Origin of the sequence: Catenuloplanes nepalensis, from assembly GCF_030811575.1 — a bacterium.
GTDB lineage: Bacteria > Actinomycetota > Actinomycetes > Mycobacteriales > Micromonosporaceae > Catenuloplanes > Catenuloplanes nepalensis.
This window is the reverse complement of the sequence record NZ_JAUSRA010000001.1, coordinates 4,117,095-4,138,683: the sequence shown is the minus strand read 5'-3', so window position 1 is coordinate 4,138,683 and position 21,589 is coordinate 4,117,095. Positions and strand designations below refer to the sequence as shown.

16 protein-coding genes are annotated in these 21,589 nt (G+C 73.2%); 7 read left to right on the top strand and 9 right to left on the bottom strand.

The window, feature by feature from the left end; all coding sequences use genetic code 11:
• Positions 1 to 680: 680 nt before the first annotated feature.
• Entirely contained in the window at positions 681 to 1,178 is a 498-nt protein-coding gene (locus tag J2S43_RS17655; RefSeq protein WP_306830533.1) for a winged helix-turn-helix domain-containing protein, read from the bottom strand.
• Between the two features lie 287 nt (positions 1,179 to 1,465).
• Between J2S43_RS17655 and J2S43_RS17650 the strand changes: the two genes are divergently transcribed.
• A complete protein-coding gene (locus J2S43_RS17650) occupies positions 1,466 to 1,876 on the top strand; it encodes an HPF/RaiA family ribosome-associated protein (protein ID WP_306830530.1) in 411 nt (136 codons plus the stop codon).
• Here the strand turns inward: J2S43_RS17650 and J2S43_RS17645 are convergent, their stop codons facing one another.
• Positions 1,877 to 2,473, bottom strand: coding sequence for a phosphatase PAP2 family protein (locus J2S43_RS17645; RefSeq protein WP_306830528.1), 597 nt, complete (start codon positions 2,471 to 2,473; stop codon positions 1,877 to 1,879).
• Positions 2,474 to 2,529: 56 nt separating this feature from the next.
• Between J2S43_RS17645 and J2S43_RS17640 the strand changes: the two genes are divergently transcribed.
• Positions 2,530 to 3,858, top strand: a complete 1,329-nt coding sequence (locus J2S43_RS17640) for a carboxylesterase family protein (protein ID WP_306830526.1) — start codon at positions 2,530 to 2,532, stop codon at positions 3,856 to 3,858.
• 144 nt (positions 3,859 to 4,002) lie between these two features.
• Here the strand turns inward: J2S43_RS17640 and J2S43_RS17635 are convergent, their stop codons facing one another.
• On the bottom strand, positions 4,003 to 5,853 hold the full coding sequence (locus tag J2S43_RS17635; protein WP_306830524.1) for a tetratricopeptide repeat protein: 1,851 nt from the start codon (positions 5,851 to 5,853) through the stop codon (positions 4,003 to 4,005).
• A 435-nt stretch (positions 5,854 to 6,288) separates the two neighbouring features.
• Between J2S43_RS17635 and J2S43_RS17630 the strand changes: the two genes are divergently transcribed.
• From J2S43_RS17630 to J2S43_RS17620, 3 genes are all read left to right on the top strand, one after another.
• Positions 6,289 to 6,930, top strand: a complete 642-nt coding sequence (locus tag J2S43_RS17630; protein WP_306830522.1) for a hypothetical protein — start codon at positions 6,289 to 6,291, stop codon at positions 6,928 to 6,930.
• Between the two features lie 75 nt (positions 6,931 to 7,005).
• Positions 7,006 to 7,440, top strand: a complete 435-nt coding sequence (locus J2S43_RS17625) for an Ig-like domain-containing protein (RefSeq protein ID WP_306830520.1) — start codon at positions 7,006 to 7,008, stop codon at positions 7,438 to 7,440.
• Between the two features lie 65 nt (positions 7,441 to 7,505).
• Positions 7,506 to 8,762 carry a sensor domain-containing phosphodiesterase gene (locus J2S43_RS17620; protein WP_306830518.1) on the top strand — a complete coding sequence of 419 codons (1,257 nt, stop codon included), beginning with the start codon at positions 7,506 to 7,508 and terminating at the stop codon, positions 8,760 to 8,762.
• Between the two features lie 211 nt (positions 8,763 to 8,973).
• On the opposite strand, the gene J2S43_RS17615 is transcribed toward J2S43_RS17620, so the two are convergent.
• Entirely contained in the window at positions 8,974 to 9,618 is a 645-nt protein-coding gene (locus J2S43_RS17615) for a TetR/AcrR family transcriptional regulator (RefSeq protein ID WP_306830516.1), read from the bottom strand.
• Between the two features lie 81 nt (positions 9,619 to 9,699).
• Here J2S43_RS17615 and J2S43_RS17610 point away from each other — a divergent pair, with 81 nt between their 5' ends.
• Together J2S43_RS17610 and J2S43_RS17605 are read left to right on the top strand one after the other, a co-directional pair.
• Positions 9,700 to 10,674: an alcohol dehydrogenase catalytic domain-containing protein gene (locus J2S43_RS17610; protein ID WP_306830515.1), complete on the top strand. Its 975-nt coding sequence runs from the start codon at positions 9,700 to 9,702 to the stop codon at positions 10,672 to 10,674.
• A 203-nt stretch (positions 10,675 to 10,877) separates the two neighbouring features.
• Positions 10,878 to 13,208, top strand: a complete 2,331-nt coding sequence (locus tag J2S43_RS17605) for an ATP-binding protein (RefSeq protein WP_306830513.1) — start codon at positions 10,878 to 10,880, stop codon at positions 13,206 to 13,208.
• Here the strand turns inward: J2S43_RS17605 and J2S43_RS17600 are convergent.
• The 5 genes from J2S43_RS17600 to J2S43_RS17580 all read right to left on the bottom strand — a co-directional run bounded on the left by J2S43_RS17600 (position 13,145) and on the right by J2S43_RS17580 (position 21,446).
• Positions 13,145 to 15,271 carry a beta-glucosidase gene (locus tag J2S43_RS17600; protein ID WP_306830511.1) on the bottom strand — a complete coding sequence of 709 codons (2,127 nt, stop codon included), beginning with the start codon at positions 15,269 to 15,271 and terminating at the stop codon, positions 13,145 to 13,147. The two genes, J2S43_RS17605 and J2S43_RS17600, sit on opposite strands and share 64 nt — an antisense overlap.
• 107 nt (positions 15,272 to 15,378) lie before the next feature.
• A complete protein-coding gene (locus tag J2S43_RS17595) occupies positions 15,379 to 16,197 on the bottom strand; it encodes a carbohydrate ABC transporter permease (RefSeq protein ID WP_306830509.1) in 819 nt (272 codons plus the stop codon).
• Positions 16,194 to 17,108 carry a carbohydrate ABC transporter permease gene (locus J2S43_RS17590; protein WP_306830507.1) on the bottom strand — a complete coding sequence of 305 codons (915 nt, stop codon included), beginning with the start codon at positions 17,106 to 17,108 and terminating at the stop codon, positions 16,194 to 16,196. Before J2S43_RS17590 ends, J2S43_RS17595 begins: the two co-directional genes overlap by 4 nt.
• Complete coding sequence (locus tag J2S43_RS17585) at positions 17,102 to 18,406, bottom strand: ABC transporter substrate-binding protein (RefSeq protein ID WP_306830505.1); 1,305 nt, start codon at positions 18,404 to 18,406, stop codon at positions 17,102 to 17,104. Before J2S43_RS17585 ends, J2S43_RS17590 begins: the two co-directional genes overlap by 7 nt.
• 28 nt (positions 18,407 to 18,434) lie before the next feature.
• A complete protein-coding gene (locus J2S43_RS17580; RefSeq protein WP_306830503.1) occupies positions 18,435 to 21,446 on the bottom strand; it encodes a family 78 glycoside hydrolase catalytic domain in 3,012 nt (1,003 codons plus the stop codon).
• Between the last annotated feature and the right edge of the window lie 143 nt (positions 21,447 to 21,589).

Here is a 21,589-nt window from a genome sequence, read left to right as displayed (position 1 = left end):
CGATCATGTGGGCCCGGCTTCAGCCACGCCGGACCCGGCACGAGGGCCATATCTGCTGGGCTGGGTGCGGCACGAGGGTCGTGGCTGCCGGGCTGGACGCGGCGCAAGGCCGGGCTGGGCGCGGCGCGAGGCTGTGCTGCCACGCCGGAACTGGCACGAGGGCCGTCGGCGGTCGACCGGCGCCCAATGCCACTCACCTATTTCGACCATGGTCCTGAGCTGCCCATTCGCTAAATTTCGCCAGGCTCGGTCTCGCTGCGGCGGGTTGTCGGCCGGGCATCGCAACCCTGCCCCTCCGCCAACAGGCGAGGCCCGTGGGGGGGGGTATGAGTCCGGGGTCCGCAGCGGAACACCGCCGGCCCGCTCTGTCCGAAATTCCCGGCATAAGCGGATCGCCTCCCAACCCGCCGCCTTCCTGCGGCCTGGCGGGCCGGCTGCAGCACCTCAGTGATCAATGAGTGGTGCGTAGGGGCGATCAACTTCGATATTTGACCGCCCCTACGTACCACTCATTGATCACTGAGGGCTGAATGCCCAATCTCCGGAAGGCAAGCGCCATGGGCCAGACGAAATATGACGAAATTTCGGGCGCGGAGCGCCCGGCTGGCGGCGCGGCGGGGAGTGCCCGGCGGGGAGTGTTTGTGGGGGACGTGCGGGTTTTCATGCTGGAAGCGGGGAGGTCAGTGTGATGCGAAGCGGAAGCCGACGCCGCGGACCGACTGGATGCGTGCCGAGGTGCCGAGGCCGGCGAGTTTGCGGCGGACGCGGCGGACGACGGAGTGCAGGTCGGAGCCGCGGCCGAGGTGCTCGTTGCCCCAGACCTCGAGGTGCAGCTGCTTGTAGGTCCACACCTGGCCGGGCGAGCCGACCAGGCAGTTGAGGAAGTCGTGCTCCAGCGGGGTGAGGCCGACCTCGCGGTCCTGCCAGCGCAGCACGCGGCGGTCGGAGTCGACGCGGAGCGGCGCCGGGACGGGGGCGGGTGTGGCGGGCGGCTCGGGCAGGGTCGTGATGACGGTCGATTCGGGGGAGCCGACGATGTCGAGGAACTGACGGGCCTGGTCGACGCTGGAGACGATCAGGAAGGCCTCGGTGTCGCCGAGCAGGCGGGCGAGGCGGCGGCGGTCGTCCGGCGTGGCCGCGATGCCGATGGTCAGGGACGTGACCGGGATCTCCGTCATGCCGCACCTCCGGAATTCCCCGGCAACCGGGAGCCGCGCCGTGATGGCGATCAATTGGCTTGGACCCTAATCCCGGATTGTCACGTGCCGGTTAAGAACCTCCTGGTCTGGCGCCTGTTGTTGTCGTATGTGCGACACGCAGCGATGAATTGGAATTCTTCGATTTTGGTATCCGCAAATTAGCAGCCAATGCGTATTGGATCGCCGCAGAAGGGGTATGTGAGCGAGCACCGCGGGGCCGGCACGGCCTGCGGCATGCCGTACCGGAACGTACGTGAGGAGCTGCCATGACCACCGCCGCGAGCCCGGCCACCGTCGACGCCTGCCTGCGGGTCGGCGCCGGATTCTCCCAGGGGGACCGGAACTGGATCGCCGAGCAGTTCGCCACGCTGGATGCGCGCCTGGCCTCCTTCGATGTGGACGCCACCGAGCTGGAGGTGTCGGTCAAGGACCGGGAGGCGAAGGGCCAGAAGGTCACGCTGGAGTGCTGGATCGCCGGCCGTCCGAAGATCGTCACCACCTCGACCGAGGAGGACCTGCACGCCGCGCTGAACGACGTGCGTGACGACCTGCGCCGCAAGCTCAACGACCAGAAGTCCCGCCAGGAGCCGCGGAACAACCGCCACCTGCGCGAGGGCCGGCCGGAGATCGATGAGCCGGAGCTGATCCCGGCCGAGGGACTGCCGGCCCACGACTGACTACCGGCCGCGCGTGACGGAGGGCTCGGGCGAGCGATCGCCCGAGCCCACCGTCAGCACCCCGGCGACCGTGGCGCCGAGCGCGAGCCCGGCCAGCACGTCCGGGACCGAGTGCACGCCGCCGAGGACCCGGCCGGCCGCGCTGAGCAGAGCGATCGCCGCGGCCGCCACAGCCAGCCGGGGTGCGATCACGGCCACGCCGACCGCGACCGCGGCGGCCAGGGCGGAGACCGTGCTCGGGTACGCCGGGTCCGCCGGACAGCTCAGCAGCATCTCACCGGCGCTGGAGAGCGCGCATGGGCGTACCCCCTGGACATGGTTTTTGAGCACGGTGCCGATCCCGAGCGTGAGCGTGGCACCGGCCGCCGTCACCAGCAGACCGCGCAGCGCGCGCCGCGGGTCCGGCCAGAGCGCCGCGACCAGCAGCGGCACGAACAGCACCGGCAACAGCGGCACCGCCCACGCCACACCCCGCACCCAGCCCGGCAGGCCGGTCGCGGGCACCGGGGGAGCCGGATCGCCGGACGGCGCCGGCGTGATGATGACCACGGCGGCGGCCGCCATCAGCAGGCCGCACCCGATCGTTCTTCGCCACATGGCAACGTCTCCTCCAGCCCCCGACGGCCGGCGGGCGACCGAGGAGCTTCTGAACCATGAGCACGACCACACCGGGCGTACGTGAATCCGCGGATGACGAACCGTGGACGGCCACGCCGGTGCGGGTCACCGGTGGCGTGCTGCGCGGGCGCCGGGAGAACGGGCTGACCGTGCTGCGCGGTGTGCGGTACGCGACCGCGGCCCGCTTCGCCGAGCCCGAGCCGGAGGAGCCGTGGACCGGTGAGCGGGACGCGCTCGCGGACGTGGGCGTGCCGCCGCAGCCCGTGTCCCGGCCCACGTCACCCCTGGGAGTGATCACGGTCGGCACGCTGACCGAGGACTGCCTGCGGCTGACCGTGGCGACCCCGGCCGCGGACGACCGGCGCCGCCCGGTGCTGGTCTTCCTGCACGGCGGCGGCTACCGCTCCGGCAGTGCGGCCTGGGGGCGGTACGACGTGCGCCGCCTGGCCCGCGAGGGCGACGCCGTGGTGATCAGCGTGGGGAGCAGGATCGGCGCGCTCGGCTGGCTGCGCACGCCGGGCCTCGCCCCCGGCAACCTCGGCCTGACCGACCAGGTGATCGCGCTGCGCTGGATCCGCGACAACGTCGCCCACCTCGGCGGCGACCCGGACCGGATCACGCTGATCGGCCACTCGTCCGGCGCACACGCCCTGGTCTGCCTGATCGGCGTCCCGGCCGCGCGCGGGCTGTTCCACCGCGCGATCGTGCAGAGCCCGCCGCTCGGCCTCGGGCTCGGCTCCCCGGCCGCGTCCGCCCGCGCGTCCGCCGCGTTCGTGCGCCGGCTCGGCACGGACCCGCGGGAGGCGTCCGTTCCGGCGATCATCGCGGCGCAGGAACGCGCGGAGCGGGACGTGGCGGTGCGCACGATCGGCGGTCTCGTGCCCGCGTTCATGCCGGTCGCGGGCGCGGACCCACTGCCCGCGCCGGACGAGTGGCGGGCGGCGGCCCTCGACAATGCCGAAAACCTTCAGATCATCGCGGGTACGGCCGAACGCGAACTCGCCTACTTCTTCCGCAACACGCCGCTGGCCACCGTGCCGGGCCTGGAACGGACGTCGACCGCGCGCGTGTTCGCCCGCCCCACCCAGCGCTTCGCCGAGCTGATGGCCGGCGGCGGCGCGCGGGTCCACACGTACCGGGTCGGCGCGCCCGGCCCGTCCCAGCCGCTGCGCGGCGCGCACTGCGGCGAGCTGCCCTGGCTGCTCGGCACCGAGGCCGACTGGGCCGGCGCACCGATCCTGAACGGCCGTTCCTGGGCCGAGGTCGACGCGGACGGCGCCCCGATGCGCGCGGCCTGGCTGCGCTTCGCCACCACCGGCGACCCCGGCTGGCCCGCCGGCCCGTCCCGCCCGCACCGCTTCTGACCGCTCGTGATCAGGGCGTCCCCCGTGTCGTTCCAGCGGCATGGGGGACGCGCCCGGTTCGGAATCGGCCCGCAAGCTCGACCTCGACCGGGTCGTCGGCCGCCGGGATCTGACGGCCCACTGAGCGGGTGAGACCCGCTCGCCTCAGCCGGCCTGGCGGGCGGGGGTGTCGGAGCGCCAGCGGGCCAGGTTCGCGCGTGCGGAGGCGGTGCCCGGGTGCTCGGGCCCGAGCACCGCCTCGCAGTCCGCCAGCAGGCCCGCGAACGCGGTCACCGCACCGGCGGGGTCTCCGGCCAGCCCGCGCGCGTAGGCCAGGTTGCTCCGGCACGTCCAGGTGTTCGCGTGGTGCGCGCCGAGCACCTGCGCCGACTCCGCGAGCAGCACCTCGTACGCGGCGACCGCGCCCGGCGCGTCACCGGACTCGCCCAGCCAGCGGGCCGCGTTCCCGCGCGCCAGCAGCGCCCGCGGGTGTTCCGCGCCGAGCAACCGTGCGGTGTCCGCGGCCAGCCGTGCGCTCGCCGCGGCCGCGCCCGCCGGGTCGCCGGACGTGCCCAGGCTGTGGCAGGCGCGCGCCCGCACCGGGTGCAGCGCCACCGCGTCACCGGCCGCGCCGAGCAGCGCGTCCGCGCCGGCCCGGAGGCGGGTCGCGTACCCGGGATCGCGCTCCTGTTCCGGCCACGCCGCGAGGGTCGCGTGCGCCGCGGCCGTGGCCGCGTCCGCCAGCTCGGCCGCGGACAGGTCGTCCAGCAGCAACCGGCGGACCAGCGGATGCAGCGTCACCGTGGTCTCGTCCGCGACGATCAGGCCGAGCCGGTGCAGCGCGCCCAGCCCGGCGCGGATCTCCGCCGCGTCCAGCGTGCCGGCCGCGGCCGCGTGCGTGCACAGCCAGTCCCGGGCGGCCGCGGTGAGCAGCAGCGGGACCGGGATGCCGGCCGGGTCCAGCACCGCGGACAGCGCCAGCAGCGGCGTGGCCAGCCCGGCCGGGCGTGCGCGGTCCGCGGCCTCGACCGCGAGCGCCAGCGACGCCGCCACCGCCCGCTCCGGGTCCCGATGCACGCCGTTGCCGCGCGCGGCCAGCCAGCGCCGGTACCAGGAGCAGGGCAGCCCTTCCTCCGCCATGACCGCGCCGGCCAGCGCGACCGCGAGCGGCAGCCCGCCGAGGTCGTCCGCGACGCCGTCCGGGTCGTCGGCCAGGTCCGGGCGGCGGGCCAGCCGGACGTGCAGGAAGTCGCGCGCCTCGGTCCGGGTGAACGCGGGCAGCGGCACGTCCCGGCCCTGCACCGTCGCGGCCGGCAGCCGGGTCGTGATCACGGTGCGCCCGCCCGGCGGCGGCAGCAGGCCCGCGAGGTCCGCCGCGTCCGTGACGTCGTCCAGTACCACCAGCCAGCGGCGGCGCTCCTCGGCGAGCCCGTCCGGCAGCGGCCGGCCCAGCTCGGCGGCGGCCCGGCCGTACCCGCTGATGATCTGTTCCTGGGAAGCGGCCGGGATCCAGATCATCAGGTCGGCCTCGCGCCCGCGCCACAGCTCCTCGGCCAGGTGGGCGGCCGCCTGCGTCTTGCCGGCGCCGCCCGGCCCGGTCAGCACCCAGCGGCCCGGCCGCGCCGCGATGCCGCGCACGGACGCGCGCGGCTGATGGCCGTCGGCCGGCCGGGGTACCTCGCCGATCCGGATCCGGTCCGCGTCGCGGGTGACGCCGCGCTGCCGCGGGAACGCACGTTCGTAGAGCTCACGCCAGGCGGTCATGGTCAGCTCCTGCGCCGCTATCGGACGTTGCCGGCTGGCCGCGTATCCGGCGCACCCGTCGATGAACGCCTCGACCGTGGCCCACCGCATGCCGCCGGATCCGCCGGTGACCGCGGCGAGCGCTGATCGGCTCACCCGGTGCCCCCGGCGGTGCGCGTGATCCGTCAGGCTGTCCGCCTTCGGCAGTCCCGCACTGGTGTGCAGGCGGCGAAGCCGCTGCCGCAGCATGTCCACCGGGCGCTCGTCGGGCACCGCTCGTCCTCCTCGCCACGATCGGTTGCCGCACGTCACACTGTTCGCGCGGTCAGGCGAACACGGACGGTAGTCTCGGCTGAAATCCCGTGACGGACAGCGCGTCCGGGGGTCGCCCGATCAGGCGTCGGTGTGATCACTCAGTCAGAGCATGCTCCGGTCGGCGGCGGGGCCGCGCGTTGTCGCCGCGGCCCGCCGCCAGTCGGAGGTCGAACAGCCCCTTCCGGCCGAGTACGCCGCCCCGTGGCGCCGCTCCGCCGTTTCGACCACTGAGGGCAGGTTAGTCAAATTTGCGACGCGCCCGGAACGGGTCATTGATCCATCCCGGTCGTCCGGAAGGTCCAGGCGGGTTTCCACCGTCCGGTCAACCGCGTTCAGCGACCTCCCAGGATCGCGTGTTGACCGTGCCCTGGGGACACGGTTTCTACTGGCGGCATGTTCAAGGAATGGCGCCGGAACCGGGCGATCCAGCGGGTCAAGCCCGGTAGTGGCCGTCCGCTGAAGCCGTACCGCTGGTGGCAGCCGCTGACCCGGTCCCTGCTCTACCTGAGCATGCCGGACGGGCAGGACGTCTACGCGGTCGAGGTGCGCCACCTGCGGTCCGACGACGACGGCTACACCAAGGTCCAGCTCTACCTGAACGGCTGGCACCACGCCGAGTCCCGCGCGCCCGCGATCTTCCCGATCCCCGGCGGCGCGATCGAGGTGGACACGTCCGAGTTCGGCCTCAAGCGCTGCCACTACGTGACGGACGACGGCGCCGAGTACCAGTTGGTCCCGGACCCTCGCTCGGCCGAGGGCCGGCGCGCGCGCTTCGAGGGCCGGCACCCGGCGCTCAGCCGCGGACTCGGCGCGTTCTCGGTGGTCCTGCTGATCGTGTCGCTCGGTCTCGGCCTCCCGCAGCTCGTCGAGCCGGTTCTGCGCATCCCGCCGCTGGTGGAACGCTTCGGCCTGTACACCTCACCGATCGTTCTGCCGGTGTGGCTCAACATCGTGCTCGGCGTGGCCGTCGCCCTCGCCAGCACCGAACGCGCGCTCCGCCTCCGCTACAGCTGGCTCGACGCGGCCGCGAACTGAACGGTTCTCCTCAGGTCGGCCCGAACCCGGCCGAAGCTGCGGTCCCCGGAGTCGAACGTCACGAGGAGACCGTCCATGCGCAGAGCCGCATCCGCCACCATCGCCGCCCTGCTCGTCGGCGGCCTGCTCACCGTGCCGGCCTCCGCCGCGCAGGCCCGCAAGGGTGCCGACCGCATCCCGCCCCGGCTGACCGTCACCTCCTACGCGATGGAGAACAACACGCTCACGGTCGCGGTCAGCGCCGCCGACCCCTCCGGCGTGCGCGGCGTGTCCCTGCTGGTCCGCGGCAAGGTCCTCGCCACCGACACCACCGCGCCGTACCAGCTGACCGCCGACCTCTCCGCCTACAGCGGCGGCGAGGTCCGCTGGAAGGTCCGCGCGGTCGACCGCCGCGGCAACGACCGCGTCAGCGACGACCGCAAGTCCCGCGTCAAGCCCCGCCCCGACGGCAACCGCCCCCGCCCGGCCCCGTCCGCGTCGCCGTCCCCGACCGAGACGGTAGAGCCGTAGAAGGACTGACCACCTGGCCCCCGGTCGTGCCTCAGCCGGGCGGCCGGGCTGCCGATAGAGTCAGGGTGAGCGCCCCCTTCCTTCCCCACGTCGATGCCGGGCCGGGCCTTGACGACCTGCTGCGTGACGGTGGCCTGCACAACGTGTTCCAGCCGTTCATCGACCTGGACTCGGGTGCCGTGATCGCCTATGAGGCGCTGCTGCGAGGACCCGCGGGGACCCGGTGGGCCTCGCCGATGGCGCTGATCGAGGCCGCCCGGGAGACGGGCCGGCTCGCCGACCTCGAACACGCCTCGCTGCGCGCGTCGCTGGCCGGCGCGGCCACGTCCTCGGACGGCCAGGCCGTGACGTTGTTCGTCAATCTCGAGCCCCGCACGCTCACCCACCACCTGGACGTCGTCCTCGACGCGCTCAGTGCCCGTGCCGAGCACGTTCAGGTGGTCGTCGAGATCACCGAGCGGGCCCTGGCCGCGGACCTCGCCGGGGTGCTGGCGGGCGCCGAACGGCTCCGGGCCGCGGGCTGCGCCATCGCGCTGGACGACGTCGGCGCGGAACCGGCGTCGCTCGCCTTCATCCCGCTGCTGCGCCCGGAGGTGGTCAAGCTCGACCTGCGCCTGCTGCGCACGGTCAAGGACCCGGCCACCGTGACCGTGGCCGGTGCGGTCCAGGCGTACGCGGAGCAGAGCGGCGCCGAGGTCGTCGCCGAGGGCATCGAGACGCCGGAGGACCTGACCCGCGCGCTCGTGCTCGGCGCGACCCTGGGCCAGGGATGGCTGTGGAGCCGCGGTGAACGCCGGCTGTCGCGCACGTCGTTCGTACCGGAGCGATTCACCGCCCGGTCGATCGGGCCGGGGCTGCGGGCCACGCCGTACGAGCTGATCGGCTGTCAGCGGCGGGTGCGGCGGGCGCCGAAGCATCTGCTCATCCCGTTGTCGAAGACGCTGGAGATGACGGCACGGCAGGCCGCGGTGCCGCCGATCGTGCTCGCCGCGTTCGAGCATGCCCGTTTCTTCCGCCCGTCGACGGTGCGGGACTTCACCGAACTCGCGGCGACCCTCCCGTTCGTCGGCGCGCTCGGCGTGGACATGCCCGCCCGCCCGGCACCCGGCGTGCGAGGCGTCGCCCTGTCACCGCTGGACCCGCTGGCGAGTGAGTGGACCGTGGTGGTGCTGGGCGCGCACACCTGCGGCGCGCTGGTCGCTCGCGACCTGGGCGACACCGGCGCCGACGGCGACCGCGAGTTCGAGTTCGTCGTCAGTTACGACCGCGCCCTGGTGACCGCGGCCGCGCAGTCCCTGGCCGGACGCCTCACCGCCGACTGACCCGGCCCCCTCGCATCGAGTCGGTAATGACTGTCATTTATCGACTGTCACCGTCGGCGGTGGCCGGCAGGCGCTCAGCACGGCCCACCGAGAGGTGCCGGCGCGACCTGGCCGGCCCGGCCTGCCGAGAGGTGCGGGCCGCCTCGGGACACCACTGCGCCTCGGGACGCCACTGCGCCTCGGACACCACTGCGCCGGAGGCGGTCGCCGGTCACGCGTAGAACCGCAGGCCCATGCCGGTCAGGACGATGTCCGCCAGGCGTCGGGAGCGGGCTGCCCGGTGCCCGGGCGTGCCAAATCCCGCGTCGGTGCCGGCGCCGAGGCCGAGACTCGCGCCGCCGCCCGCCGCGATGACGAGCAGCACGTCGGCCGCGGTCACGTCCGGGCGGATCACGCCGGCTGCCCGGGCGCGGCCGACCAGCAGCGCGAGGTCCCGGCGGAACCTCGCCACCCGGTCGGCGTGGCCGGGCAGCGTCGCGTTGGCCGCCCGGATCGCGCCGGCGAACATCGCCCCGTCGGCCTGTGCCTCGAACGCGTGCTCCACGTACGCCCGCAGCGCCCGCGCCGGGTCCGGATCAGAGACCGCGCGGCGCACCGAGGCGTCGCACGAGCGGGACTGCTCCGCGATCACCGCGTCCATCAGCTCGCGCCGCGCCGGGAAGTGCCGGTAGAGCGTCGCCGCGGACACACCCGCGGACCGCGCCACGTCCCGCACCTGCACCGCGTCGCCGCCCGGCCCGAACAGCCGGCGCGCCGCCGTCAGGATCCGCCGGCGGTTGGCCGCGGCGTCCCGGCGTACCCGCGCGGGTGTGTGGTTCTGGTCGTTCCGAGACGGCTTCGCGCCGCCGTCTCTCATTTCGCCGGGATCCATGGCCGCCGGACCTCCCCGCTTCCTACGGTTGCCGCGATCGTTCCGCCGACAACGAAAGCACACACGATGAAGGCTCTGCTGTTCACCGCCCATGGCGGCCCCGAGGTCCTGACCGTCGCCGACATCCCCGCCCCGCACGCCGGCCCGGGCGAGATCCGCATCGCGGTCCGCGCGGTCGGCGTCTCACCCGCGGACGACGCGCTCCGCTCCGGCGCGTGGAAGAGCTTCTTTCCGATCCCGCTGCCGTACGTGGTGGGCGTCGACGCCGCCGGCGTGGTCGACGAGATCGGCGCGGGCGTCGAGGGCGTCCGCGCCGGCGACGAGGTCTACGGCGTGCGCGTGGCCGGCGGCACCACCGCCGAGCACGTGGTCTTCGACCTGTGGGCCGCCAAACCCGCCGCGTGGACGTGGTCCCAGGCCGGCGGCGCGGCCGGCGGCGTCGCCACCGCGGCGCACGCGCTCGACGAACTCGGCGTCCGCGCGGGTTCCGTGCTGCTGCTGGACGGCGCGAGCGGGGGAGTGGGCGCCGTCGCGGTCCAGCTCGCGGTGGCCCGCGGCGCCCGCGTGATCGGCACCGCGAGTCCGGCCAACCACGCGTTCCTCCGAGACCTCGGCGCCGAGCCGGTCACCTACGGCCCGGGCCTCGCCGAGCGCGTCGGCCTCGGTTCCGCCGGGGGCGCCGGCCTCGGTTCCGCCGGGGGCGCCGGCCTCGGTTCCGCCGGGGGCGCCGGCACGCGCGTCGACGCCGCGCTCGACGTGGGCGGGCACGGCGACGTCACCGAGCTGGTCGCGCTCACCGGCACCCCGGACGCGGTCCGCACGCTGGTCGCCGGCAACGCCGTGCACGGCGTCCGGCTGATCCGCGTCGACCCGGCCGGCGTACCCGCCGCTCTCGCCTCGGCCGCCAGGCTGGCCGACGCGGGCCGCCTCGCCGTCCCGATCGCCGCCGAATACCGCATCACCGAAGGCGCGGCCGCTCACACCCGCATCGCCCGGGGGCACGCCCGCGGCAAGGTCGTCATCACGCTCGGCGCCGAATAGCGCTCTCTCACGCGCTCGCCGCGATCGGCACATCGCGCCGGCCGCCCGCGCGCTATCGGACAGTTCGGTCTACTGATCCTTCGGCGTCAAGGTGAAGGTCAACGACCACCCATCAGGCCGGTGGCCCTGACGCCGGAAGCTCAGTAAACGTGTAAAAGAACGGAGAGACTCAGTAACGGAGTGCCGGTGCCGATTGTGCGGGCATGCCGACCGGCCGGACGCGGACGTGGTGGCGGGGCGCCACCGTGCTCGCCGTGCTCGTCGCCGTGGCCGGGATCGTCTTCGCGCTGGCGGTCGGCGGGATCGTCGCGGCGGGCCAGCGGGACGCGGCAGCGGAGCAGCTGCGGGAGCGGACGAACACGATCGCGACCCGGCTCGCGGCCGAGGCGCGCCGCTACACCGACGCGGTCTCCCTGGTGGCGGCGTCGCTCAGCAACCGGCCCGCGGTGACCGCACCGGAGTTCAGCACCGCGGTCGCGCCGGTCGAGCGCATGCTGCTGCCCGGCGCGACCACGATCGCGTTCCTCGCACCGGTCGCCCGCGGCGACGTTGCCGACGCGCAGCGGCGCTGGCGGGCGCGCGGCGCGACCGGTCTCAGCCTGCGGCCGGTCGACGTGGCCGCGCCGGAGCACTACTTCTACGTCTTCGACGCCCCGCTGGACGGCAGCGCCGATCGGATGGCCGGCGCGGACGTCTCCACCTCCACCGAGCCCGAGCCCGTGCACGCGCTGCGCGGCGCGCGCGACGGCCGCCGGCTGACCGTGTCCGACGCGTACTGGCTGTTGAGCGACGCCGACGTGTCGGTCGAGATGCGGCAGCTGTCGTTCGTGGTGACCGCGCCGGTCTTCTCCGCGCCCGAGCCGGGCGTGCGCGAGTTCGCCGGCTGGGTGCTGATGGGCCTGCGCGGCTCGGACTTCCTCACCGGCGCGCTGGACACCGGCGGGCCGGAGCCGGTCGACGTCACGCTGCGCGCCACCGTGCGCGGCGCCCGCGCGGACGTGGCCTCGCTGCGCGGCTCCGCGTCCGGCGACCGCGACCTGACCGGCAGTTCGCAGATCCGGGTCGGCAACCGCGCCTGGACGCTGCACTTCGCGGTGCCGGCCGGCGCGCTGCAGTCGGCGCGGGCGGGCGTGCCGATGGTGCTGGCCACGGCCGGCTCCGCCGTGTCGGTGTGCGCGGCCGCGCTGATCTGGGTGCTCGCCACCGGCCGGGCCCGGGCCCGCGCGCGGGTCGAGGCCGCGACCCGGGAGCTGCGCGCGTCCGCGCGGGCGGTCGAGGCGGAGCGCGCGTACCTGGTGCAGGTGCTCGATCTGCTGGATCTGACCGTGGTCACGTGCGACGCGGCCGGCCGGGTGGTGCACATGAACCGGACCGGCCGATCGCGGTTCGACGGCCCGGACAGGGTGCTGCACGTCCGGGACACGATCGAGCACCTGGGCCTGACCCGGGCCGACGGCACGCCGCTGACCGCGGCGGACGCGCCGCTGCTGCGCGCGCTGCGGGATGAACCGGTTCACGCGGAGGAGATCGTCCGGCAGCTGCCGGACGGTGCGGTGCGCCGGCTGCTCACCCACGCACGGGCGCTGCGCGACCCGGACGGTGTGATCGTCGGCGCGGTCTCCTGCGCCTACGACGTGACGTCGCTGCGCGAGCGGGAGGCGGAGCTGGCCGCGTTCGCCGGGATCGTCGCGCACGATCTGAAGAATCCACTGGCCATGGTCATCGGGTACGTGGACCTGCTGCTCGACGACCTGGCCCAGAACGCGGAGCTGACCGAGGAGCACCTGCGCACGCTGGGCCGGGTCCTCGCCACCGGCCGCCGCATGCGCGGCCTGATCGACGACCTGCTCGGCATGGCGCACGCCCGGGACGGCGCGCTGCGCCCGGCGGACGTGGACCTGCGCGCGCTGGCCGCCGAGGTGGTCACGGAGCGCCTGGCCACCACCGGCGCCCCGGTCCCGCAGGTGTACGTGGGCCCGCTCGCCCCGGTGCACGGTGACGCCGGGATGCTGCGCCAGGTCATCGACAACCTGATCGGCAACGCGATCAAGTACACGCCGCCGGGCCGCGCCGCCCGGGTGGACGTGACCACCACCCGGCTGCCGGACGGCCGGGTGCGGCTGGAGGTGGCGGACCGTGGCATCGGCATCCCGGCCGGTCACCACGGCCAGGTGTTCAACGACTTCCACCGCGCGCATCCGGCCGACGGCTACGCCGGCACCGGCCTGGGCCTGTCCATCTGCCGCCGCATCGTGGAACGCCACGGTGGATCGATTCATGTGGAGGACAATCCGGGCGGCGGCTCACGCTTCTGCGTGACGCTGCCGGCGGCGGCGGGCGAGACACCGGCGGCGGGCGGGACGTCTGCGGCGGCGGGCGGGACGTCTGCGGCGGCGGGCGGGACGTCTGCGGCGGCGGCGACGGGCGAGAGGCCCGTCGCCGCCGGTGCGAATCCGCCGGACGAGAGCGGTCAGCGCAGGGTGAACGCGCCCGCCATCGTCGCCTCGACCGAGCCGCCGACCGTGATGCGGTAGCGGCCGGGCGCGGTCTCCCATCGGCCGGTGCGGGCGTCCCAGTGCTGGAGCAGGTGCAGGTCGGCCAGGTCCGCGCGCGGGATCCTGATCCGCACGGTCCGGGTCTCGCCGGGTGCGAGCGTGACCCGTTCCCAGCCGAGTAGCCGCTTGGACGGCTCCCGCGCGGAGGCCGGCAGTTCGACGTAGGCCTGCGCGGTCTCGGTCCCGGTCCGTGCGCCCGTGTTGGTGAGCCGGAACTCCGCCGTCACCCCGTCCCGGCCGCCGGTGACGCGCAGCCGGTCGTAGGCGAAGCGGGTGTAGGTGAGCCCGTGCCCGAACGGGAACAGCGGCGCGATGTCCTGGGCCTCGTACCAGCGGTAGCCGACCCGCAGACCTTCGGAGTAGGACACCTGCCTGATCGGCGACTCCGGCCCGAGGATCCCGGGGTAGCGCGCGGGGTCGCCGGCCGTGGGCAGGTCGGCCTCGGTGCGCGGGAACGAGTGCGTCAGCCGGCCGCTCGGCTCCGACTCGCCGAACAGCAGGGACGCGATCGCCGGTCCCATCTGCTCGCCCGCGTACCATGTCTCCAGGACCGCGCCGACGTCCGTCAGCCACGGCATGGTCACCGGGCCGCCGGTCTGCAGCACCACGATCGTGCGCGGGTTCGCCGCCGCGACCGCGGCGACGAGCGCGTCACCGCCGCCGTCCAGCGCGATGTCCGCCCGGTCCGCGAACTCGCCGGCCCGGTAGTGCCCGAACACGATCGCCACGTCCGCGGCGGCCGCGGTCGCGGCGGCGGAGGCGAGGTCACTGCCGTCGTCGTAGGTGACCTGCCCGGCGTACCCGCTGATGCTTTCCAGGGGTGTGACCGGCGTGCACGGGACCGAGGGTGCGGTGTGCAGGCACACGCTCGACGCGTCCACGTCGGTGGTGTCCGGTGTTACCGTGGCGGTCGGCCCGATTACCGCGACCCGCCCTGAGCCGCGGGTCAGCGGCAGCACGCCGTCGTTCTTCAGCAGCACGGATCCCCGCTCGGCGAGCGTGCGGGCGAGCGCGATGCTGTCCGGTGTGGACACATCCGGGTCCGGTGCGGCGATCCGGGGCGTGTCGAAGAGCCCGGACGCGATGTGCGCGCGCACGATCCGGTACGCCGCCTCGTCCACGTCGGACACCCGGAGCGCGCCGGAGGTGATGAGCTGCTTGATGGCCATCGGCGTCCAGTAGCGCCAGGCGTTGAGCTCCTGGTCGAGGCCGGCGCGCAGCGACGGGACGTGCCGGCCGGGCGCCGGCGGCACCGGATCGGTCAGGTAGTGCCGGGCGCCGAAGTCGGAGACCACCCAGCCGTCGAAGCCGATCTCGCCCTTCAGGATGGTGGCCAGCAGTTGCCGGCCGCCGCACGCCCAGTCGCTGTTGACCTGGTTGTACGAGCACATGACGGACCCGACGTCGCCGCGGTCGATCGCGATCTCGTACGGCAGCGTGTAGATCTCGCGCAGTGTGCGCGGGTCGACGTTCGACGAGCTGCTGTCCCGGTCGGTCTCCTGCTCGTTGGCGACGAAATGTTTCAACTGCGCCTGGACCGGTTCACCGTCGTCCGCGCCGACGCCGCGCGTGTAGGCGGCTGCCATCAGCCCGGACAGCACCGGGTCCTCGCCGAGATATTCGGAGGTGCGGCCGCTGCGCGGATCCCGGCCGCTCGCGATGCCCGGGCCGAGCAGGACGTTGCGCTGCTTGCGCCAGGCCTCGTGCGCGATCGCGTCGCCCTTCGCGTGTGCGAGCGCGGTGTCCCAGCTCGCGGAGAGCGAGACGTTGGCCGGAAAGACCGTGACGCCCGGGCCGGCCCCGGTGATCGCGGACGGCGCGTCCGTGTACTGGATGGTCGGCGTGCACCGCACCTGCACCGGCATGGTGAAGGTGACCGGCGTGAACTGCTCCGCCGGCACCTCCCGCGGCCGGGCCGTGGTGAACGTGGTCCGGTTCGGGTCGTTCGCCGAGTGCTCGTCCAGCCAGCGCAGCTTCTGATCCAGTGTGGACGCCGCGAGCAGCGCGCGGGCCCGCTGCTCCGGCGTCTTCGAGGCGTTCATCCAGGGCACGCGGCAATCCGCGCTGGCATACGCTCCCTGTGGCACGAAAACACCAAATGTCATGACAAGGGGTACGACGAACAGGGCACCTTTCCGCACAACGGCTCCTATCCCTTGACCGCGCCGGACGTCATGCCGGCCACGATCTGACGATTGAAGAACGCGAACATGATCAACGGTGGGATCGTGATGAGCAGGATGTTCATGAACAGCAGGTGGTAGTCCGTGCTGTACTGCCCGGCGAAGTTGTACAGCGTCAGCTGCACGGTCGCGTTCTGGTCGCCCGGCAGGAAGTACAGCGGGTTGACGAAGTCGTTGAACACGGTCACCGACTGGACCACGATCGCGGTCACGATCACGGACCGCAGCAGCGGGAAGACGACCCGGAAGAACAGCCGCAGCGGCCCGGCCCCGTCCAGGATCGCGGCCTCGTCCAGCTCGCGCGGGATCGTGGCGATGAACGCGCGGAACAGCAGCACGCAGAACGACAGCCCGAACGCGACCTCCACCAGGATTAGCCCCGGCATGGTCCGGAACAGCCCGAGCCGTTGCAGCACCCAGATCGTCGGCACCACGGCCGGCGGGATGATCAGCCCGGCCAGCACCAGGAGGTTGACCGGCCCGGTCCACCGCGACGGCCGCCGCTGGAGCACGAACGCCACCATCGCGGCCAGCACCACCATGATCGAGACGCTGGCCACGGTCAGGACCGTGCTGTTGATGTACGCGATGATCAGCATGTAGTCGCGCGCCTGCACCACCTCGACGAAGTTCGCGACGAACCGCAGCTGGGTGGGCCAGGAGAACTCCAGCCGGGACGCCTCCGCGCGCGTCTTCCCGGCCGTGAGCACGATGAACAGGAACGGTACGCCGAAGACCACGCCGGACAGCACGAGCGCCAGCAGGCCGAGCAGTTTCGACCTCACATCTCCACCTCCCGCCGGTTGAGCCACCGGGACAGCGGGAACACGATCGCGGTCACCAGCAGGAACAGCACCACGTTCCCGGCCGTGGACAGCCCGTAGAAGCCGGCTTGATACTGCTTGTAGATCACCGACGCGATCACGTCCGAGGTGAAGCCCGGCCCGCCGCGCGTCATCGCCCAGATCAGATCGAACGAGCGCAGTCCGCCGATCAGCGACAGGATGATCACGGTGGCGGTGGCCGGCCGGGCCAGCGGCAGGATGATGTTCCGGAACCGGGCCCACGCGCCCGCGCCGTCCACCTTCGCCGCCTCGAAATACTCCGCCGGGATGGACACGATCCCGGCGATGTAGATGATCGTGGCCAGCCCGACCCCCTTCCACACGTCCACCAGTGCCACGGACAGCAGCGCCCAGGACGGGTCGGTCAGCCACCCCGGCCCGTCGATCCCGAGCACCGCCAGTGATTGATTGATCAGTCCGCGCTCCGGGTTCATCAGCACGGTGAACGTCAGGCCGACGCCGATCGTGCTGACCAGCACCGGGAAGAACACCACGGACCGCAGCCAGCCACGCGCCGCGATCTGCGAGGTCAGCAGCAGCGCCAGGGCCATCCCGAGCACCACCTTCGCGCCCGAGGTGACCACGCCGTAGATCAGCGTGTTCGTGAGACCCTTCACCAGCGCGGGCTCGCGGAAGAACGTCACGAAGTTCTCCAGCCCCACGAACGTGGAGTCGAACACGCTCCACCGGGTCAGGCTGAACCAGAAGCTGGTCACGGTCGGCACGATGAACAGCACGCCGTAGATCGCCGCGGCCGGCAGATAGAACCAGTGGGGGTACGGGCTGCGCGCCCGTGCGGTGGACGGCGCGCCGGTGCCGGCCCTGCCACGCGCGTCGGTGAGCGTCACCATCCCGGCAGCCCGAGTTGCTGTGCCTGCTTCTTCACGTCCTGGTCGTAGAGCGCTGCCCCGCCCGTGGCCGGCCGGATGCCGGACCCGACCTCGACCGTGATCTGCTCCAGCGCCGGGCCCTTGACCGGCGACAGGAACTCCAGCGCCAGGCTGGCCGCGCCGGGCGTGTCGAAGTAGGCCTGCATGTCCAGGATGGCCTGCGGCGTGCCGGCCGGCAGCGTGCAGCCCTTCACCATGTACGGCCCGCTCGGCGGGCTCGCCTCGGCGAACGCGGCACACCCCTCGGGGCTGGCGATGAACGCGAGGAACTTCTTGGCCGCGTCCAGCTTCTCACCCTCGGTCGACTTCGGGATGTAGACGCCGGCGGACGCCCACACGGTCAGCCCGTTCTTCGCCGCGTCCTCGCCCGGCACCGCGAACAGCCCGATGTCGCCGATGTTCGCGGCGTGGTCGGTCGCGAGGCTGGTCACCACGGATGTGAGGATCGGGTAGTGCGCGCCCCTGCCCTCGGCCAACTGGGCGAGCCCGTCGACCATCTTCGCGGACGCGAAGTCACTGTTGAGATATCCGGCGTCGTGCACCTCCTGGAGATGCTGGAAGCCACGCAGCGCCGCCGGTGAGGTGGCGTACTTCGTCCTGTTCGCGGTGTAGTCGGCCGCGAACGTGGGCTCGGCCGCGGAGACGTTGTGGAAGTCGGCCAGCACGAACAGCTGCGACGTCCAGGTGTCCTGATAGGTCTGGATCACCGGTGCGACCCCACCGGCCGCCTTGATCCGCGCGTTGTTCGCCATGAACTCGGCCCACGTCTTCGGCACGCTCAGCCCGAGCCTCGCGTAGACCGCCTTGTTGTAGAGGACCGCGCCGCCCATCGACGCGTTGAACGGCACGCCGTAGAGCTGCCCGTCCGCGGTCACGGTCTGGGTGAAGTTCTCGTCGAGCTGCGCCGCGAACGGCTGGTCGGTGACCGGTGCGAGGTTCTGCGCCGGCGCGAGCGCCTGGAACAGCGACCCGGAGTTGTACTGGAAGATGTCGCTCATGTCGCCGGTCGACAGCCGGGTCTTCACCACGTTGTCGCCCTCGCTGCCCTGCGGCCGGGACTCCACGTCGATGGTGATGTCCGGGTTGAGCGCGGCGAAGCCCTTCGCCAGTGCCTCGGCCGGCTTCAGCGACTCGGCCGAGTTGTCGACCAGGAACGTGAGCGTGAGCTTCCCGTCGTCACTGTCGCCGAGACTGCCGGGGGAGCAGGCGGTCAGCGCGAGCAGCACGGCCGCGGCCGTGACCATCAGTCGGTTTCTCATGGGGTGCCTCCACGGAATCCTTGCGGGATCAATTGAGCAGCGCGTCCAGGCGGGCGCGCAGCAGGTCCGCGCCGGGTGCGAACCCGTACGCGGTGGCGGCGTCGGACAGCTCCGACACCGGCCGGTCGAGGTAGGGGGCGAGCAGCCGGGCCAGATGCGCGTCGTCGTCGGCGACGCCGGCCACGACCGCGGCCGTGACCACCTCCGTCCACAGCGGAACGTGGTCCATCAGCGCGCGGATCGTCTCCGGCGCGCGCGGCTCGACGACGGGATCCGGGACGGTCCACTCGTGGTGGCCCGGACCGGTGGTGAGCGGGCGCGCGACGCCGGGCACGTGCACGGTGGCGGTGGTGCCGGCCGGAACCTCGATCCGCAGCGTGAGCAGTCCGTCCTCGCGCTCCCAGCCGGCGTAGGCCAAGCCGTACGCCGTGTGGTGCCGCGCCCAGGCGAAGCTCAGCTCCGCGGTCGGGACCGGCCGGATCAGCAGCTCGCGGTAGCCGGGCGCGCCCGGTGCCAGCCCGGCCACGGTCCGGTGCAGCCAGTCCGCGACCGCGCCGAGCGCGTAGTGGTTGAACGACGTCATCTCGCCCGGGTTGATGCTGCCGTCCGGCAGCATGCTGTCCCACCGCTCCCAGACCGTGGTCGCGCCCATCGTCACCGGGTAGAGCCAGCTCGGGCAGCCGGTCTGCAGCAGCAGCCGATAGGCCAGCTCCGGCTCGCCCGCCTCGGTCAGCGCGTCCGCCATCAGCGGCGTGCCGACGAACCCGGTGCTGATCCGGAACCCGGACGTGCGCACCAGATCGGCCAGCCGGCGACCGGCCCGGCGGCGCTGCTCCTCGTCCGGCAGCAGCGCCCAGCGCAGCGCCAGCGCGTAGACCGTGGGCGCGTCGCTGAGCACGCGGCCGGACGGGGTGGTGTACTCGGCCGCGAACGCGGCCCGGACTCGCCCCGCCAGCGCGGCGTACTGCCGGGCCGTCTCCGGGTCGCCGGTCAGCGCGGCTGCCTGAGCGGTCAGTTCGGCGGAGCGGGCCAGGTGCGCGGTCGCGACCACGTCCGGGTCGGCCTTGGCCGCGGCCGGCTCGTCCGGCGGCGCGGACGGGTCGAGCCAGTCACCGAACTGGAAGCCTCCGGTCCACAGCAGATCGTCGCCGGCCAGCCCGGCCATCCGGTCCACCCAGCCGCGCATGCTGGGCAGCTGGCGGCGCAGCAGCTCCAGGTCGCCGGTGCGCTGGTGGACCACCCAGGGCACGATCACGGCGGCGTCGCCCCACGCGGCCGTGGCCGGGGCGGCATCGCGCAGCACGTCCGGGATCACGTACGGCACGGAACCGTCCTTGTGCTGCTCGGCGGCCAGGTCGGCGAGCCAGGAGGTGAGGAACCCGGCGCTGTCGAACAGGAAGTTCGCGGTGGGGGAGAAGACCTGGATGTCGCCGGTCCAGCCGAGCCGCTCGTTGCGCTGCGGGCAGTCGGTCGGCACGTCCAGGAAGTTGCCGCGCATGCTCCAGACCACGTTCTCGTGAAAACGGTTCAGCAGCTCGTGGGACGATCCGAACCAGCCGATCCGCATCAGGTCGGTACCGGCCACGACCGCCTGGACGTCGTCGATCCGCAGGCCGTCGACGCCGGTCACCTCCGCGTAGCGGAAGCCGTGAAACGTGAGCGACGGCGCGAGAATCGTTTCATCCGGTCCGGCCAGCACCCAGGTGTCCGTGGCCTTCGCGGTCCGCAGCGGCCGGACGCCCAGCTCGCCGTGCTCCAGCACCTCCGCGTGCCGCACCCGGATCTCGTGACCGGCCTCGTGACCGCGCACGGTGAGCCGGACCCAGCCGACCAGGTTCTGGCCGAAGTCGACGAGCGTGGCACCGCTCGGCGACGTGCTGATCTCCACGGCCCGGACGATCTCGGTGACGCGCACGGCCGGCCCGTCCGGCGCGACCAGCCGCCCCAGATCACCGTCGGCCAGATCAAGAGCGACAACCTCTCCGCGGGTACGGGTGAGGTCCGTGCGCTGGCCGTCGTAGAGATCATCGGTGACGATCGTGCCGGTCCGGGCGGTCCAGGACGCGTCCGTGACCAGCGTGCGCGTGCTGCCGTCCGCGTGCGTGATCTCCAGCTGGGCGAGCAGCGCGAGCCGGTCACCGTAGAGCGCGCGCTCGTGCCGGAACCCGAGGTGCCCGCGCCACCAGCCGTTGCCGAGCTGCACGTCGAGCCGGTTCTCGCCGTCGTGCAGCAGCGCGGTCACGTCGTAGGTCTGGTATCGCAGCCGGTGCCGGTAGGCGGTCCACCCCGGCGTGAGCAGCGCGTCCCCGACCCGGGCACCGTTGATCGACGCCTCGTAGAGCCCTTCGGCCGTGATGTAGAGCCGCGCCGAGACGATCCCACCCGCAGCGCTGAGACCCGCGTCGACGTCGCCGGCGGTGCCGCCCGTGCCGATCTCGCCCGTGGCGTTGCTGCCCGCGTCGGTTTCGTCGGCGGTGCTGCCCGTGTCGATCTCGCCTGTGGCGTTGCTGCCCGCGTCGGTTTCGTCGGCGGTGCTGCCCGTGCCGATCTCGCCCGTGGCGTTGCTGCCCGCGTCGGTTCCGTCGGCGGTGCTGCCCGTGCCGATCTCGCCTGTGGCGTTGCTGCCCGCGCCGGTCCGGCCGGCGGGGATGCCGATCGTGGCGGACAGGATCGGGGACGGGTCGTCCAGGCCGGTGCGTGGGCTGATGAACCGAGCCGACCAGTCGTCCGGCGTGAGCAGGCCGGCCTCGACCGTGTTCGGCGGGCTCCACGGACTCCAGTCGCCGGCGGCGTCCCGCACCCGGACCGCCACCTCGGCCCGCTCCCGGGATCGCAGCGGCGCGCCGGGCCACGGCACCAGCACGTGCCCGTCGTCGTCGCGGGCGAAGGTCTCGGTCCGGCCGCCGACGGTGACGCGCACCTCGTACCCCCGCTGCCGCTCCTGATCCTTGGGAAGTTGCCAGGAGAGCCGGGGCGTGGCGGTGCCGATGCCGAGGACGGGGCCGGCGTGGTGCTCGAAGCGGACGGCGGACGGGTCCATGACACTCCCCGGATCGTGTAACGATTCACGAGCGCTGAAACGCTGTTACGGCGAGGTTTCGCCTGCGTCGATCCTCCGGCCGGACGTGACCCACGACATAGCCCGCAATGCGCTGCCTCTAGCACGGAATGCGCATCGGGCCT